Origin of the sequence: Winogradskyella wichelsiae, from assembly GCF_013403925.1 — a bacterium.
Lineage (GTDB): Bacteria > Bacteroidota > Bacteroidia > Flavobacteriales > Flavobacteriaceae > Winogradskyella > Winogradskyella wichelsiae.
Genome location: NZ_JABFDJ010000005.1, coordinates 186032 through 201408, shown reverse-complemented (window position 1 = coordinate 201408; position 15377 = coordinate 186032). Strand labels below are relative to the sequence as shown.

Sequence of the window (15377 nt, the reverse complement as noted above, 5' to 3'; positions counted from 1 at the left end):
TATAATAGGTATTGAGTTAATAATACTATAGAACACTAGTAGTTTTATTGGTGGGGGCTTATTTTTTTTATTTTTAGACCTCCTTTTGGTCTTGCTTTGTATATTTAGCCCTTTAAATTACAAACATGACAGATCCCCTTGTTTCAATAATTATTCCCACGTTTAATCGCGCTCATTTAATAGGTGAAACGTTAGATTCTGTATTAGCACAAACATATCAGAATTGGGAGGGTATTGTGGTTGATGATGGCAGTACGGATCATACTGCTGAGCTCATGCAGGCCTATTGCTCTAAGGATTCACGTTTTCAGTATCACCATAGACCAGCAGATCGCTTACCAGGCGGTAATGCCGCTCGTAATTATGGGTTTGAGATGTGTAAAGGGGAGTATTTAGTTTTTTTAGATTCTGACGATATATTGAGATTAAATTGTATAAACAATCGGTTAATATATTTAGGTGAAAATGACGATGTTGATTTTTTAGTTTTTCAATCACAGCTATTTGTAAATAATATAGAGAATTCTAAAATAATACCTAATATTCTAATAAAGAATACTGGAGATTTGAAACGTTTTATTAGTTACGATTACCCTTGGAATATTAGTGCCACTTTACTAAAAAAAAAATTTCTTATAAATAAAAAAATTCATTGGAATGAAAGTTTGTCAATACATCAAGATTTAGAATTTTATATTCAGGTTTTATCTGTAAAACCAAAATATAAAAAAATAGAAAATATACCCGATGTTTATATTAGAATGGGGAATGATGATAAAATTTCTTCTGGTAAAATTAAAAAAGGAATATTGTTAAGTAAATATATTTTTTTTGAGAGTCTGATTGATATTTTAAAACGAGAAAAGCTATATGATAATGATATTGGATTAAGAGTTTATGGGTTATCATTAATAACTTGTAAATTATTTTTGAAAAATAAGTCAACTAATTTTTTATTTAAAACACTTAATATTTATTTAAAACAATGTGATTTTAGATTTAGTTTTTTTATTTTGTTTGATGTATATTACCTTTTTTTAATAGAGAAAATTTCTTCTTTCAAATTAAAAAAAATGTTGAAACTTTATGAATTTGTATTTGGGGGAAATAGGTTTAAGTATTTACCACCTAATGGATCAACTTTAGGTAAAATTACATTAGAGAATTATTTGTATAGTTTGAAATAAATGAAAATATTACACATAACAAATTCAATTAAAGGTGGAGCTGGAATAGCCGCTTATCGTTTGTATAAAGCTCAGTCTCAAAACAACTTGAATGTAGCCCTATTATCTTTAAATTGTTCCTTTGATTTCAATGGATTGGAATATTCTAATTCTTTTTTTAAATATAAAAAAGCTAGTTTATTAAAAAAAATTAAAAAGAAAATCTGGCCTAGTAATTTAGATAAATTAAGTGCTGAATATTCTAATTTGTCAAAAATAATAGAAGCTGAAATAACCACTTTACCTTATTGCAATTTTAATATTTTAGAACACCCTCTAGTTAAAGAGGCTGACATTATTAATTTACATTGGATTGATGGGATAATTGATTCTGATTCTTTCTTTCTTAATATAGAAAAACCAATCTTATGGACTTTACATGATATGAATCCTTTTATGGGTATTTTTCATTATAGAAATGATGAAATTAGAAATTCACCAAATACTCTGATATTTAATAATAAAATTTTAAATCATAAAGCACTTATTTATAAAGACACATCAATAGCTGCAATTGTTTCTCCCTCCAAATGGTTATTAGATGAGGTAAAAAAAAGTAAGCGGTTTCTAAATGCAAGTTTTAATACTATTTATAATACTATACCAATAGAGCCTTTTAAGTTTATGGATAAAGAAGAAATTAGGTTCGATTTGGGCTTGGCAACTGGTAAAATTATCTTTTTATTTGTATCTCAAAACACTTTAGTTTTTAGAAAAGGATTTGATAGAATTATAAATCTTGTAAAAGATATGAAAGGTGAGAAAGAGTGTCAATTTTTAGCAATAGGAAAACCCCCAGAAAATAAAATAAAAGGGATAACTTATTTAGGAGAAATAAATAATAAAAATCAGCTTGCTAATTTTTATTGTGCTGCTGATGCCTTTTTATTGCCAAGTAGAGAAGATAATTTACCAAATACAATGTTAGAATCTTTAATGTGTGGTACTCCTGTTATTGCTAGTGATTTAGGAGGGATGAAGGAACATATAATTAATGGGTTTAATGGTTATTTAGTTTCAGAGGACTCTAGTTTTAAGGAAGTAGTAACGAGATTTATTCAAAATAAAACTATTTTTAATTCGGTTGAAATTTCAAATTATGCTAGTAAAATATTTTCTGAAGAGAAGGTTGCTCTTGCTTATACAAAAATTTATTCAGAGTTATAAATGAATACATCTAAAATTTCTATAATTACAATTAATTACAACAATAAATTAGGTTTAAATAAAACTATAAAAAGTGTTATATCTCAAACATATAAGAATATTGAATATATTGTAATTGATGGTTTTTCAATTGATGATAGTCAGTCTGTTTTAGAGGCTTATAAATTAGATATTGATATAGCTGTCTGCGAGTCAGATTCTGGAGTTTATGAAGCAATGAATAAAGGAATAAAAAGAGCATCAGGAGATTATTTATTATTTCTTAATAGTGGGGATTATTTTAGTGATGAATTTGCATTGTATAATTTTTTAAATCATGTAGAATTTAAAGGAGACATTGTTTATGGTGATTATAAATTTGAAAAAGGAGAAAAACGATACCCAGATTATCTAACACCTTTGTTTTTTGTGAAATCATCTTTACCTCATCAAAGCACATTGTTTAGTAAAAGAGTTTTTGAGAAAATGGGAGGCTATGATGAATCTTATAAGATCAGTGCAGATAGAGATTTTTATTTTAAATGTTTTTTGTCTGGATTTTTTGTTTTTAAACATGTTCCTATAGCTCTTTCTTATTTTGATTTAACAGGAATAAGTAATAACATCGAATTTAATAATATTAAGATTTTAGAAGATGAAAAATTATTTAGAAGAAATTTAGGAGTTTTTTATACAAATTATAAACAAATGCTTGTTTTACAAGATGAATTTAACGAGATAAAAAAGCAGACGTTAAGAGGTGTTTTAAAAAGGATTAAAGATAAAATATTTATAATATGTCGTATCCGCTAGTAAGTGTCATAATACCAACTTTTAATCGCACTGATTATTTAAAGTTAACTCTTGAAAGTGTGATGAATCAAACTTTTACAAACTTTGAGATTATTGTAGTTGATGATGGTTCTAACTCAACAGAAAATGAGAGATTATGTAGTCAATTTGGTAAAATAAAATATATAAAAATTATTAATAGCGGCGGGCCGGCAAAACCTAGAAATCAAGGATTATTTTTAGCCAAAGGAGAATTTATTGCTTTTGTAGATGATGATGATTTATGGCATCCTGAGAAATTGAAAGTTCAAGTTGATATTTTAGAGAATAATTCTAATTATGGATTAGTCCATAGTTATTGTGAAGTAATTGATGAGTACGGGGTTAAAATCAATGAAGTTATTGGTCGACCTGGTAATTCTAGGGTTAAGCATGGTAATGTTAAGTTGAGAATGATGGGTAATTGGACATTAATGACACCTACTCCAATGTTAAGAAAATCTCTAGTAAAACAAGTTGGCCTTTTTAATGAAACAATGCCGGCGGCTGGTGAAGATAGAGAGTATTGGACTAGGTGTTCATTTTATACGAATTTTTACTATGTAGATAAACCTCTAGCTTATTATAGAAAGCATTCTAATAATATATCTTTAGATAATGTAAAATATTTAAATTTACCTATATTTTTAAAATCGGCTTTAGATAAAGTATGTTTAAAAGTAAATATTTCAAAAGGTGATTATCATATCCTTTTAAATAATATTATATATATGCAATCAAAAATGATTAAAAAAGATATTATAAAAACGATAAAAAACTTATTTAAACTTAATAAGTTTTGGTTTTTTAACTTGAGAACAAATAAAATTATTATAAAATCCTTTATAAAATAATCAATTATGCGTAAGGGAGTTAATCCAAAGAAAAAAACAACTTTAATAAATTCTGATTATACACATCAGGTTATTTTACCAGTTTATATTCCAAATAATAATGATTATTTTAATGAAAGTTTAGAAATTCTAAAATACTGTATTACATCCTTAAAGTTAACGATACATAAATTTACTTTTGTAACGATAGTAGATAACGGTTGCAGTGCGGAGGTTAGAAATTATTTGCAAGAACTTTACAATAAGGGTGAAATTAATGAATTAATACAAACGACTACAATAGGTAAAATAAACGCTGTGTTAAAAGGAATTATAGGACATGATTTTTTATTTATTACTATTGCCGATTCAGATGTGCTTTTTTGTAATGGTTGGCAAGAAGAAACTTATAAAGTATTTGGTGGTTTTCCTAAAGCAGGTTTTGTTACAACGACTCCTAATTCTAAATTAATTAAATACAAAACGGGCGCTGTATTGTTGTCAAACATTTGGAATTCAAAAATGTTATTCACTAAAGTGAAAAATAAAAAAGCTTTACAGCGTTTTGCAGAAAGTATAGGTAATTTCAATCTATTTCAATCTATTCATTTAGAAAAAAATCTTTCTATAGAAAGTGAGACGGGTATAAAAGCTTTAATTGGTGGTGGCCACTTTGTTGGTACGTATAGAGGTGAAATTTTTAAAAATCAGAGTTTTAAAAGTTCTAAACATTCTATGGGAGGAGCTAGTGTAAGTGCCTTTTTAGATAATCCTATAGTTAAATATAATTTATGGAGATTAGCGACAGAAGACAATTATACATATCATATGGGGAATATAGTTGAAAATTGGATGCAACAAGAGTTAGATAAAATTGTAAAAAAGGATATTGACACCCCTATTTTGAACTTAATTGTTCCTAAAAAATTAAATATATTTGAATTTTTTTGTTTAAAATTTTTTGAAAGAATTCTCATGAATAGGTGGATTTGGCCATTATTTTTAAATTATAAAGGGTTATTAAAAGAAGAAGCTAAATCATATTAAATTTTTGTTCATAGTTTCAGGAACAACAAACGTCTTTAGTTGCCTTAACGAAAATAGGTTGTCTTAATATGGAATTTCAAGCCTATATTTATGATATGTAAAGGGATATATACAAGTTACCTTAGAGATTCTTGTTATAATTGAAAAACTTAAGATTTAGTCTTTATTGCAAGCATAGTTTTATACTATAAAAGTTATGTATTATGATAGAATATATCTTATATGTACATTGACCTGATGCTAAATTAATATTGTTTTACGATAAATCTTTGATTACATAAAGAGCTTTATGCAAGAAAAAATTGAACTTTTGAATGAAAAGATTAAAAAACAATATCGATTATACCTGCCCAAGGTCGGTATAAACGTTTACCATTTAAAAAGACCTTATTATTGAGAATTATACCTTTATTTGCGCACAGTATAAAATATGCCTTAAACCAAGAACATATTCTACGTTGTCTATATTTGTACAGGTGATGAAAATATAAAATGAATTTTTAAAATTAAAACAAAAGAGTTGTTAAAGCAAAACATAATTTTTTCTTAACTATAGGACAATGATCTATCCAGTTACAATTGCAGAAATAGCACAGGCACACGATGGTAGCCTAGGTATGGCGCATGCCTATATAGACGCTGTTGCCAAAACAGGTTGCAGTGCTATAAAATTTCAAACCCATATTGCTGAGGTAGAAAGTAGTATTCATGAGCCGTTTAGAGTTCAGTTTTCTAAGCAAGATGCCACGCGGTTAGACTATTGGAAACGTATGGAGTTTACTTTAGAGCAGTGGCAAGGTTTAAAACAGCATTGCGACACGGTGGGGATTGAATTTATGAGTTCGCCGTTTAGTAATGCCGCTGTAGATCTTTTAGAACAAGTAGGTGTGAAGCGCTATAAAATAGGGTCAGGTGAGGTTAATAATTTAGTGTTGCTAGAAAAAATTGCTCAAACAAGAAAGCCTGTTATTGTATCGTCAGGAATGAGTTCTTTAGAGGAGTTAGATCAAACCATTGCATTCTTAAAAGATCGGAAAGTAGCGGTTTCGGTATTGCAATGTACTACGGCATATCCCACTAAACCAGAAGAGTATGGTTTAAATGTTATTTCAATATTAAAGGAGCGTTATCAGATTCCTGTAGGGTTTTCAGATCATTCGTCGTCCATAGAAACCTGCATCGCTGCTGTTGCTTTGGGGGCAGAGATTTTAGAATTTCATGTCGTTTTTGATAAAGACATGTTTGGCCCAGATGCTAAAGCATCATTAACGTTAAACGAGACCTCTCAATTAGTTAAAGCGGTTAATAATGTGGCCTTGGCAATTCAAAATCCTATAGATAAATGTGACAATTCTAAATTTTCAGAATTAAAAGGCATTTTTGAAAAATCTTTGTCGATTAATAAAAACTTGGAAAAAGGACATCATATAACTTTTGAAGATTTAGAGACTAAAAAACCAAAAGGCTATGGTATTGATGCGTCTTTATTTCAGGAAATTATAGGAAAGCGTTTAAATAAGGATGTGAACAAATGGGCTTTCTTAAATTGGGATGATTTAATGTAATTTTATTCACATGCGATAGAGCTCTTTTTTAGGGCGTGGGAGTTGTAAAAAGGCCATTATTTTAAAATAAGCACGTATTGGGGCATCAACTTTTATAACGGGGCTCAAGGCTTAAAGTCATATTACTGTAGAACAGGGTATTTATAAGACAAATGAGGTTTTCATTTTATAAAACCGTATATATTTGTAATATTACAAAGTAAAAGTTACTAAGCATTTATGTCTCATAGAAAAATAGCTGTAGTTATTACAGCGCGCCCTTCTTATAGTCGTGTTAAAACGGTATTACGAGCAATTAAAGATCATCCTAATTTAGAATTACAACTTATTGTAGCAGCTTCTGCGTTATTAGAACGTTATGGTTCGGCAGTAAATTATATTGAGAATGATGGGTTTTCAATTGCAGCTAAAGTATTCAATGTCTTGGAAGGCGAAAACTTAACGGCAGCTGCAAAAACTACGGGTATAGGGATTTTAGAATTATCAACGGTTTTCGATAATCTAAAACCGGATATCGTGGTAACGGTAGCAGATCGGTTCGAAACTATGGCAACAGCTATAGCAGCATCTTATATGAATATACCGCTAGCGCATGTTCAAGGGGGAGAAGTCACAGGGAATATCGATGAAAAAGTAAGACATGCCATTACAAAATTAGCAGATTACCATTTTGTAGCCTCAGAAGATGCTAAAATACGTGTATTAAAATTAGGAGAAGAAGTAGATTCTGTATTTAATACAGGCTGTCCTTCAATAGACATTGCAAAAGCCATTGTGCAGACAAAAACATTACCGTTCGATCCTTATCAACGTTATGGTGGTGTGGGATCAACTCCCGATTTAACTAAAGGTTATGTTGTGGTCATGCAGCACCCCGTAACGACTGAATATAAAGATTCTAGACGTCATGTAGAAGAAACCTTAGCCGTTGTAAGTCAATTAACCTTACCGGTATTATGGTTTTGGCCAAATGTAGATGCAGGAGCAGATGGTACGTCTTCAGGGATACGTTCCTATAGAGAATATCATGAATTGAAGCACGTTCATTTTTTTAAAAATATGAAAGGAGATGATTTTTTAAATCTTTTAAATCATGCCCATTGTTTAATAGGTAATTCTAGTGTAGGTATTAGAGAGTGTGCCTATTTAGGTGTACCCGTGGTAAATATTGGGACAAGACAAAATCGAAGAGAACGTGGTCAAAACGTTATAGATGTCCCTTATAAAAGTGATGCTATTTATCGAGCTATTCAACAACAAATTAAAATAAGAAAAACATCCAAATCCTTAGTCTATGGAGATGGTAACGCGGGAGTCGCTATTGCAAATCATTTAAGCGATGTACCTCTTAAATTTCATAAAACAATTGCTTATTAAATGAAAATTTTAGGAATTATACCTGCAAGAGGAGGCTCTAAAGGAGTGCCAGGAAAAAATATAAAATTGTTAGAAGGAAAACCATTGTTGCAATACACTAGTGAAGTTGCTATAGGATCAAAATATTTATCGAAAGTCGTTCTGAGTTCTGAAGATGATAAAATTATAGAATTAGGCAAAATATTAGGGTTAGATGTTCCTTTTAAAAGGCCTTCTGATTTAGCTGATGATAAATCCCCTACGTTACCTGTAATTATCCATGCATTAGATTATTATGCAAATCAAGGGGAGTTTTTTGATGCGGTATGCTTGTTACAAGTAACCTCTCCATTTCGTACAATTGAATTTTTAGATACGGCTATTGAAACATTTTTAAAAAATGATACAGACTCATTGGTTTCAGTTATTGAAGTTCCTCATGAGTACAATCCGCATTGGGTATTTGAAGCGGATGATAAAGGTATTTTGAAAGTATCAACAGGTGAATCAGAAATTATTTCTAGAAGACAAGATCTACCTAAGGCTTTCCATAGAGATGGAAGTGTGTACCTCACTAAAATAGGGGTGTTAAAAAATCAGAATTCACTTTATGGTAAAAGCATATCATACATAGAATCGTCCAAAAAAACCTATGTAAATATTGACACGCTTGAAGACTGGAAAAAAGCAGAGCAATTAGTAAGAGGTTTTAATGAGAATATTTAAAAAAGATGATTTTTAAAGAAAGCTTACTTAAAAAAGTATTAATGTTATTTTAGAGAAATATGAAAAAGCATAAAAAAATACTTTTAATTATTCCTGACGGAGTAGGAATAAAAAATTATCTCTACTCTAAGCTTTTAACGGAGCTTAAATCTGATGATATTCAGATTGTCATATGGTCACCTTTACCAAAAGAGGTATTCAATGAAGTAGAGCGTTTACATGGTATAACTATTGAGTATAAGGCTATAATCTTATTGGCAGAACCACCTTTAACGCGTTTATACCGAGAAGCCACGACCTATGCGCGGTTAAAACACAATGTAATACTTAAGAACAATACATCGCTATTAACCAATTGGCCAAAACCCAAAGGATATAGCAAACGTGCTTTTATGCAACGCATAGCACAAGTACTAGGAAACTATTTAACTAAAGATTACAAGCGTATTTTAAGCTATGAAGCAAAAAGTAAACAACATTGGGGGATGGCAGTTATTGCTAAATATAAAGCCTATTTAGAAGCCTTACAACCGCAAAGTGTATTTATCACCCACCAGCGTGTAGGCAGTTTAATGCCTATTTGTTTGGCTGCAAAACAATTAAATATAAAGGTAACTACGGCTATTTTTTCTTGGGATAATCTTCCTAAAGCACGCCTATGTGTTACGGCGGACCAGTATTTGGTATGGGGAGATTGGATGCAACGAGAAATGGCCGATTATTATCCTGAAATTCCTTCAGAGCAAATTAAATTAGTAGGGACACCACAATTTGAATTTTATTTAGAGGATAAGCAAGTCATACCAAGAAAAGCATTTGCTAAACAACATAATTTAGATGAAAATAAAGCTTGGATTTGCTTTAGTGGGGATGATGAAAAAACATCTCCTTATGACCCTCAATATCTTTATGATCTGGCAGCGTCTTTAAAAGGAAGAACTGATATCCAAATTATTTTTAGACGTTGCCCTGTTGATTTTTCTGAGCGCTATAACCAAGTGTTAGAGCAATTTCAGAGTCACATTGTAGCCATAGATCCCATTTGGAATAAGATTAGTGGAAATTGGGGCGGCTACTACCCTGATTATAAAGATGTAAATTTACAATTAAATCTAGCCATGCATTGTGAATTAGTCTATAATTTGGGATCTACGATGGCTTTTGATTTTTCAATTTTTAATAAGCCTTGTATCTATATAAATTATGATGTAGCGCATAATAGAGATTGGTCCGTAACTACAATATATCAATATCAACATTTTAGGTCTATGAAAAATTTGGAAGGTGTGGTCTGGTTGAATTCAAAACAAGAAATAATTAAAACGATAGATCAAGTATTAACTAAGCCTACCGATATGGCTAAGGATAAAGAGCAATGGAGGAAAAGGGTTGTTTTACATCCGCTAAATGAAAGTTCTAGATACATAGCTCAAAACTTAGTAGAAAATGTCAGCAATTAAAATATATACAGATATTGCGTTGTTAAAGGAAAATGTGCCCAATGTACATTTGTTTCCTCTAATAGATAGCTTATTAACAGAGAAAGGTTTAATTAGTAATGCTGATTTCGAATTTGTAGTAGACGCTGAAGATTGTGACATGTTTTTGTTGCCTGTAACGGTCGATTATATGTTGGGTTTAGGTCGAAAAAAAGAAATAGAGGCATTTATAGATAAAGCTAAAAGTATTTGCAAAAAAGTTTTAGTCTTTACTACCGGAGACATAGGATTAACTTTAAAATTTGCTAATGTTTTAATATTAAGGTTAGGAGGTTTTAAAAGTAAAACAGAAAAGGAGACTTTTATTATGCCACCGTTTATAGAAGACCCTTATGCGAAACTAAAACATAGTTTTTTAACTATAGAAAAAAAAGAAAACCCAATAATTGGATTTGTAGGTCATGCTAATGGTGGGTTTATAAAATTAGTCAAGGAAATTGTAAGTTTTATAAAATTAAATGCTTTTCGTCTTTTACGAATAAAATATATAGATTTCCAGTCATTTTATCCATCTAGTTTGCGGAGGTTTAAATATTTAAATCTTTTAGAAAAAGAGACTACTATTAAAACTAATTTTGTTTATCGCAATAGTTATAGGGCGGGTGTTAAAACGAATAAAGACTTAGAAGCGACAACTATAGAGTTTTATGAAAATATGAATAAAAATGCCTATACATTTTGTATGCGAGGATTGGGAAATTTTTCAGTTAGATTTTATGAAACTTTAGCTATGGGGCGTATTCCTATACTTGTTGATACAGATTGTAAATTACCGTTTTCAGATAGTATCGATTGGAAAAAACATTGTTTTATTATTGATGAAGTCGAGATTGCAAATATAGGACCGCGTTTATTAGATTTTCATAAATCAATCACTGTGGAAGATTTTAAAAAAATACAAGTCTCGAATCGCTTATTATGGGAGACGTATTTTACTAAAGAAAATTTCTTTATACAGTTAAAGAAAGTATTATTAAAAGAATTAAAGTAAAGTTTATGCACATCTGTTTTATAACAAATGAGTTCCCCAAAGCCGGATTTCCACATGGTGGTATTGGTACATTTATAGCCACGATAAGTAAAGCATTGGTAGAAAGGGGAGTTAAAGTGAGTGTGGTTGGTAAAAATTACATACCTAGTGCAGATACGGAAGTGGTTAATGGAGTAGAGGTGCATAGACTACACGCAAAAAGTATAAAGGGCTTAGCTTGGTATTTTAATACACGGGTTATCGCTAAAAAAATAGAAGCAATTCACTCTAAAACACCTATCGATATTGTAGAAGCTTCAGACATGGGCTTGGCTTTTTTACCAAAACTAAAAGGCATTGCTTATGTCATTAGGATGCATGGGGGACATCATTTTTTTGCAGAATCCGAACAGCGTAAGGTTGGACTTTGGAAAGGGCTACAAGAAAAATGGTCTTATAAAAAAGCGGATGCGTTTATTGCGGTTTCAGATTATGTGAAAACCCATACGTCTAAATATTTATCCTTAGAACATCGCCAGGTACAGCGCATAAATTATCCCATAAATCTTCAGCATTTTCAGCCTATCGCAAAACCACATGTACCCTTTAAAATTGTTTTTGCAGGTACGGTTTGTGAAAAAAAAGGTATACGGCAGTTAATTCAAGCCATGACTTTTGTTTTAGAGCAGTTTCCTGAAGCGACTTTAGATGTTTATGGTAGAGATTGGACGTATCCTAATGGGGACTCTTATATTACTAGACTTAAGACTTTAGAGTTGCCTCAATTAAAGCATCATGAAGATAGGGTGAACTTTAAGGGCATCGTGGACTACGATAAATTACCCGAGAAATATGCCGAAGCGCACGTCTGTGTGTTTCCATCTCATATGGAAACTTTAGGCTTAGTAGCTCCCGAAGCCATGTGTATGACAAAACCTGTAGTGTTTACAAAAGAAGGTCCTGGTCCAGAGGTGGTTACCCATGGTGTAACAGGGCTATTGTGTGATCCTTATAACCCCAAAGATATCGCTAACCAAATTAAGTGGGTATTTCAACACCCTGAAGCCGCAATTGAATTAGGGGATAATGCTCGAAAAAGTGTAATTGAGCGTTTTAATATTGATAAAATAGCGGAACAGAATATGGCATTTTATAAAACAATTGTAAAACCCAAAGGACTATAATGTTGTTAAAATTTAAGGAAGATTTAAAGAAATATAAGCAGTATAGTTCATCAAACAGCTTGGTGTTGCTGTTCACGCAACAGGGCTTATGGGCGTTATTCGTTTATCGTATATCAAATGCTATTTACACAAGTACGATGCCTAAATTATTTAAGCGCGTATTATTAATGCCGTGTTTAGTATTTCAAAAATGCATAGAAATAGTTACAGGAATATCATTGCCATACTCTGCTGTTCTAGGTGAACGTTTTTACATTGGTCATTTTGGCGGAATTATCATTAATGCCAATACCGTGATAGGGGACAATTGCAACATTTCACAAGGGGTGACCATTGGCGTGAGTGGTCTTAAAGAAAAAAGAGGAGTGCCAACCATAGGCAATAATGTTTATGTAGGAGCCAATGCAGTAATAGTTGGTAAAATTAACATTGGTGATGGTGCCGTTATAGGTGCAAATTCCTTAGTAACAAAAGATGTGTTGTCGCACACAACAGTTTTAGGTGTACCAGCAATAAAAATTAATGATCATAGTTCAAAGGGTTATATATGAATAATAAAACAAAGAAATTGTTAATTATATCTTTAGCACCGACCATTTTAAAAGATGGCAAATATTGGTCTTATTCTCCGTATGTTAACGAAATAGATGTTTGGTTTAAATATGCCGATGAACATCGGATTTTAGCACCATTCTCATACCCAGAAGATGTGTTAGTTAAACCGTTTAGTACAAGCTTAATCAAGCGGTATTACATTCCTTTTTTTGCTTTTAACTCAATCTTTAATATCTTAAAAGCATTAATGTACATGCCTTTAATAGTGCTTCAGATGATAAGAGCAATGGCTTGGGCAGATCACATTCATTTACGTTGTCCTGCTAATGTCAGCTTAATAGCTTGCTTTGTGCAACTTCTATTTCCATTTAAGCAAAAATCGACCAAGTATGCAGGGAATTGGGATCCTAATAGTAATCAACCTGTAGGGTATCGTTTACAACAGGCCATTCTAAGGAATACAATGTTCACACGTAATATGAAAGTCTTAGTCTACGGCGATTGGCCTGGCGAAACCTCTAACGTCCATCCTTTTATTTCGGCGACCTATAGAGACAAAGAACGCGTACCTTTTCAAGCTAAGGATTATAGTCAAGAACTTGTTTTTGTATTTGCAGGGATGTTAGTGCCAGGAAAACGGCCTCTATTAACCATTCAGTTTATAGAACAATTGAACCAGCAAGGGATTCCTGCGCGTTTAGAGCTGTTTGGTGATGGCCCTTTACGATTAGAATTAGAAACCTATATTGAACAACAAAAGTTAGAGTCTTGTGTGACCATGCATGGCAACCAAGATAAAACAGTAGTGAAGGCCGCTTTGCAGACGGCACATTTTAATATGTTATTATCTAAAAGTGAGGGTTGGCCAAAAGCCGTAGCAGAAGGCATGTTTTTTGGCTGTATTCCGGTGTCTACAGCAGTCTCTTGTGTGCATTGGATGATGGGCTATGGGGAACGTGGGATTTTAGTCGAACCGCACCTAGAGACCGCAGTAGCCCAATTTATAAAGGTGTTGAACTCAGAAAATTTAGAGCGCATGGCAGAATTGGCTATGGATTGGTCGCAGGCTTACACCTTTGATCGTTTAGAAGAGGATATTCAAAAGGTTTTGGAAGGAACTTTTGAAAGTCGGGTTTGAGGTAGAGATTGGTGAAGTGGTGAGGTGGTGGTGTGGTGAAGTGGTGATATGGTGGTGTGGTGAATTGGTGAATTGGTGATATGGTGATATGGTGAATTGGTGATATGGTGATATGGTGATGAGGTGATTTGGTGGTGTGGTGAAATGGTGAAATGGTGATATGATGGTGTGGTGATATCAGTTCATGGTAATTAATAGAGGGGTATAGATTTTAAACAAAACTAGAGTGCGGGTATTACAATTAATTGATAGTTTAGATGCCGGTGGGGCGGAGCGTATGGCAGTGAATCTCGCGAATGCCTTAGTGACAGAAGTAGAAGGGGCTTATTTATGCACCACGCGCGCTGAAGGGCTTTTAAAAGCGAGCTTAAAAGCAGAAGTGAGTTATCTCTTTTTAAAACGTAAACGAACTTTGGACTTCGGGGCTTTAAAGCGTCTGTTACAATTTGTGAAACAAGAACAGATTACGGTGGTGCATGCCCATGCGAGCTCTTATTTTATGGCGACCTTGTTAAAATTAGTTCACCCAAAGCTTACTATTATTTGGCATGATCATTATGGGAATTCTGAGTTTTTAGAGCAACGCCCCAAAACCATTTTAAAATGGTGCTCTAAAACGTTTAAAGCTATTATAACGGTAAATGCCGTATTGGAACACTGGGACAAGCAGCACCTACACAGTAAGCAGGTTGTGTTTTTGCCCAATTTTATAGCGTCTTATGCTACCACAAAGACCATTACAAAACTAAAAGGCGTGGCAGGAAAACGGGTCTTATGCCTAGCTAATTTACGCCCTCAAAAAGATCATGTAACGCTTTTAAAGGGGTTTCAACAGGTATTACAGCAGTTTCCAGAATGGACCTTACACTGTGTGGGTAAAGATTTTGAGGATGCCTATACAGCAACGATTACAGCAACGGTACAAGCTTTAAATTTAGAGAAAAGTGTCTTTTTTTACGGCAGTTGTAAAGATACCACAGCGATTATCGCACAAGCAGATATCGGGGTCTTAGCGTCTAAATCGGAAGGTTTGCCTTTAGCATTATTAGAATACGGTCAAGGCGGACTAGCGGTGATAACAACGGCTGTTGGGGATTGTCATTTAGTCATCCCATCGAAGCGCTATGGGGAGCTTATACCTTCTGAGAACCCAGAAGCCTTAGCTAGAGCATTAAAAAGCTATATGGCGCGTATCGAATTGCGAGAACCTACAGGCGCATGTTTGCAAAATTTTATAGCCAAAACATTTTCAGAAGCGGCAAGTATAAAGCAAATACTAGCATTATATGTTTAAATTTGCT

General features: G+C 32.5%; 14 protein-coding genes. All 14 read left to right on the top strand.

Features of this window, described 5'->3' with window-relative positions; all coding sequences use genetic code 11:
• The first annotated feature begins 125 nt into the window (after positions 1-125).
• The 14 genes from HM985_RS11900 (at position 126) to HM985_RS17415 (ending at position 15370) form a co-directional block, all read left to right on the top strand.
• Positions 126-1187 (top strand): glycosyltransferase family 2 protein, encoded by a 1062-nt coding sequence (locus tag HM985_RS11900; protein WP_179376471.1) that lies wholly within the window; start codon positions 126-128, stop codon positions 1185-1187.
• The gene (locus tag HM985_RS11895; protein WP_179376470.1) at positions 1188-2393 is read left to right on the top strand and encodes a glycosyltransferase; all 1206 of its coding nucleotides are present in this window, start codon (positions 1188-1190) and stop codon (positions 2391-2393) included. It abuts the gene before it with no gap.
• Entirely contained in the window at positions 2394-3185 is a 792-nt protein-coding gene (locus tag HM985_RS11890) for a glycosyltransferase family 2 protein (protein ID WP_179376469.1), read from the top strand.
• Complete coding sequence (locus tag HM985_RS11885) at positions 3170-4057, top strand: glycosyltransferase family 2 protein (RefSeq protein WP_179376468.1); 888 nt, start codon at positions 3170-3172, stop codon at positions 4055-4057. The genes HM985_RS11890 and HM985_RS11885 overlap by 16 nt, the downstream gene beginning before the upstream one ends.
• 6 nt (positions 4058-4063) lie before the next feature.
• Positions 4064-5083: a glycosyltransferase family 2 protein gene (locus HM985_RS11880; protein ID WP_179376467.1), complete on the top strand. Its 1020-nt coding sequence runs from the start codon at positions 4064-4066 to the stop codon at positions 5081-5083.
• 560 nt (positions 5084-5643) lie between these two features.
• The gene (locus tag HM985_RS11875; protein ID WP_179376466.1) at positions 5644-6648 is read left to right on the top strand and encodes an N-acetylneuraminate synthase family protein; all 1005 of its coding nucleotides are present in this window, start codon (positions 5644-5646) and stop codon (positions 6646-6648) included.
• 219 nt (positions 6649-6867) lie between these two features.
• Complete coding sequence (gene neuC / locus HM985_RS11870; RefSeq protein WP_179376465.1) at positions 6868-8025, top strand: UDP-N-acetylglucosamine 2-epimerase; 1158 nt, start codon at positions 6868-6870, stop codon at positions 8023-8025.
• Complete coding sequence (locus HM985_RS11865; protein ID WP_179376464.1) at positions 8026-8730, top strand: acylneuraminate cytidylyltransferase family protein; 705 nt, start codon at positions 8026-8028, stop codon at positions 8728-8730. It begins immediately after the preceding gene.
• A 59-nt stretch (positions 8731-8789) separates the two neighbouring features.
• Positions 8790-10190, top strand: a complete 1401-nt coding sequence (locus HM985_RS11860) for a hypothetical protein (protein ID WP_179376463.1) — start codon at positions 8790-8792, stop codon at positions 10188-10190.
• Entirely contained in the window at positions 10177-11220 is a 1044-nt protein-coding gene (locus tag HM985_RS11855; RefSeq protein WP_179376462.1) for an exostosin domain-containing protein, read from the top strand. Before HM985_RS11860 ends, HM985_RS11855 begins: the two co-directional genes overlap by 14 nt.
• Positions 11221-11225: 5 nt before the next feature.
• Complete coding sequence (locus tag HM985_RS11850) at positions 11226-12383, top strand: glycosyltransferase family 4 protein (RefSeq protein ID WP_179376461.1); 1158 nt, start codon at positions 11226-11228, stop codon at positions 12381-12383.
• Between the two features lie 167 nt (positions 12384-12550).
• On the top strand, positions 12551-12934 hold the full coding sequence (locus HM985_RS11845; RefSeq protein WP_246285004.1) for a serine O-acetyltransferase: 384 nt from the start codon (positions 12551-12553) through the stop codon (positions 12932-12934).
• Complete coding sequence (locus HM985_RS11840; protein ID WP_179376459.1) at positions 12931-14076, top strand: glycosyltransferase; 1146 nt, start codon at positions 12931-12933, stop codon at positions 14074-14076. The genes HM985_RS11845 and HM985_RS11840 overlap by 4 nt, the downstream gene beginning before the upstream one ends.
• Before the next feature lie 226 nt (positions 14077-14302).
• Entirely contained in the window at positions 14303-15370 is a 1068-nt protein-coding gene (locus tag HM985_RS17415) for a glycosyltransferase (protein WP_179376458.1), read from the top strand.
• Positions 15371-15377 lie beyond the last annotated feature (7 nt).

What these genes read in the sequence shown, in the direction of transcription:
- HM985_RS11900 (WP_179376471.1), top strand. Translation starts at nt 126, where the DNA reads ATGACAGATCCCCTTGTTTCAATAATTATTCCCACGTTTAATCGCGCT.
- HM985_RS11895 (WP_179376470.1), top strand. Translation starts at nt 1,188, where the DNA reads ATGAAAATATTACACATAACAAATTCAATTAAAGGTGGAGCTGGAATA.
- HM985_RS11890 (WP_179376469.1), top strand. Translation starts at nt 2,394, where the DNA reads ATGAATACATCTAAAATTTCTATAATTACAATTAATTACAACAATAAA.
- HM985_RS11885 (WP_179376468.1), top strand. Translation starts at nt 3,170, where the DNA reads ATGTCGTATCCGCTAGTAAGTGTCATAATACCAACTTTTAATCGCACT.
- HM985_RS11880 (WP_179376467.1), top strand. Translation starts at nt 4,064, where the DNA reads ATGCGTAAGGGAGTTAATCCAAAGAAAAAAACAACTTTAATAAATTCT.
- HM985_RS11875 (WP_179376466.1), top strand. Translation starts at nt 5,644, where the DNA reads ATGATCTATCCAGTTACAATTGCAGAAATAGCACAGGCACACGATGGT.
- neuC (WP_179376465.1), top strand. Translation starts at nt 6,868, where the DNA reads ATGTCTCATAGAAAAATAGCTGTAGTTATTACAGCGCGCCCTTCTTAT.
- HM985_RS11865 (WP_179376464.1), top strand. Translation starts at nt 8,026, where the DNA reads ATGAAAATTTTAGGAATTATACCTGCAAGAGGAGGCTCTAAAGGAGTG.
- HM985_RS11860 (WP_179376463.1), top strand. Translation starts at nt 8,790, where the DNA reads ATGAAAAAGCATAAAAAAATACTTTTAATTATTCCTGACGGAGTAGGA.
- HM985_RS11855 (WP_179376462.1), top strand. Translation starts at nt 10,177, where the DNA reads ATGTCAGCAATTAAAATATATACAGATATTGCGTTGTTAAAGGAAAAT.
- HM985_RS11850 (WP_179376461.1), top strand. Translation starts at nt 11,226, where the DNA reads ATGCACATCTGTTTTATAACAAATGAGTTCCCCAAAGCCGGATTTCCA.
- HM985_RS11845 (WP_246285004.1), top strand. Translation starts at nt 12,551, where the DNA reads ATGCCGTGTTTAGTATTTCAAAAATGCATAGAAATAGTTACAGGAATA.
- HM985_RS11840 (WP_179376459.1), top strand. Translation starts at nt 12,931, where the DNA reads ATGAATAATAAAACAAAGAAATTGTTAATTATATCTTTAGCACCGACC.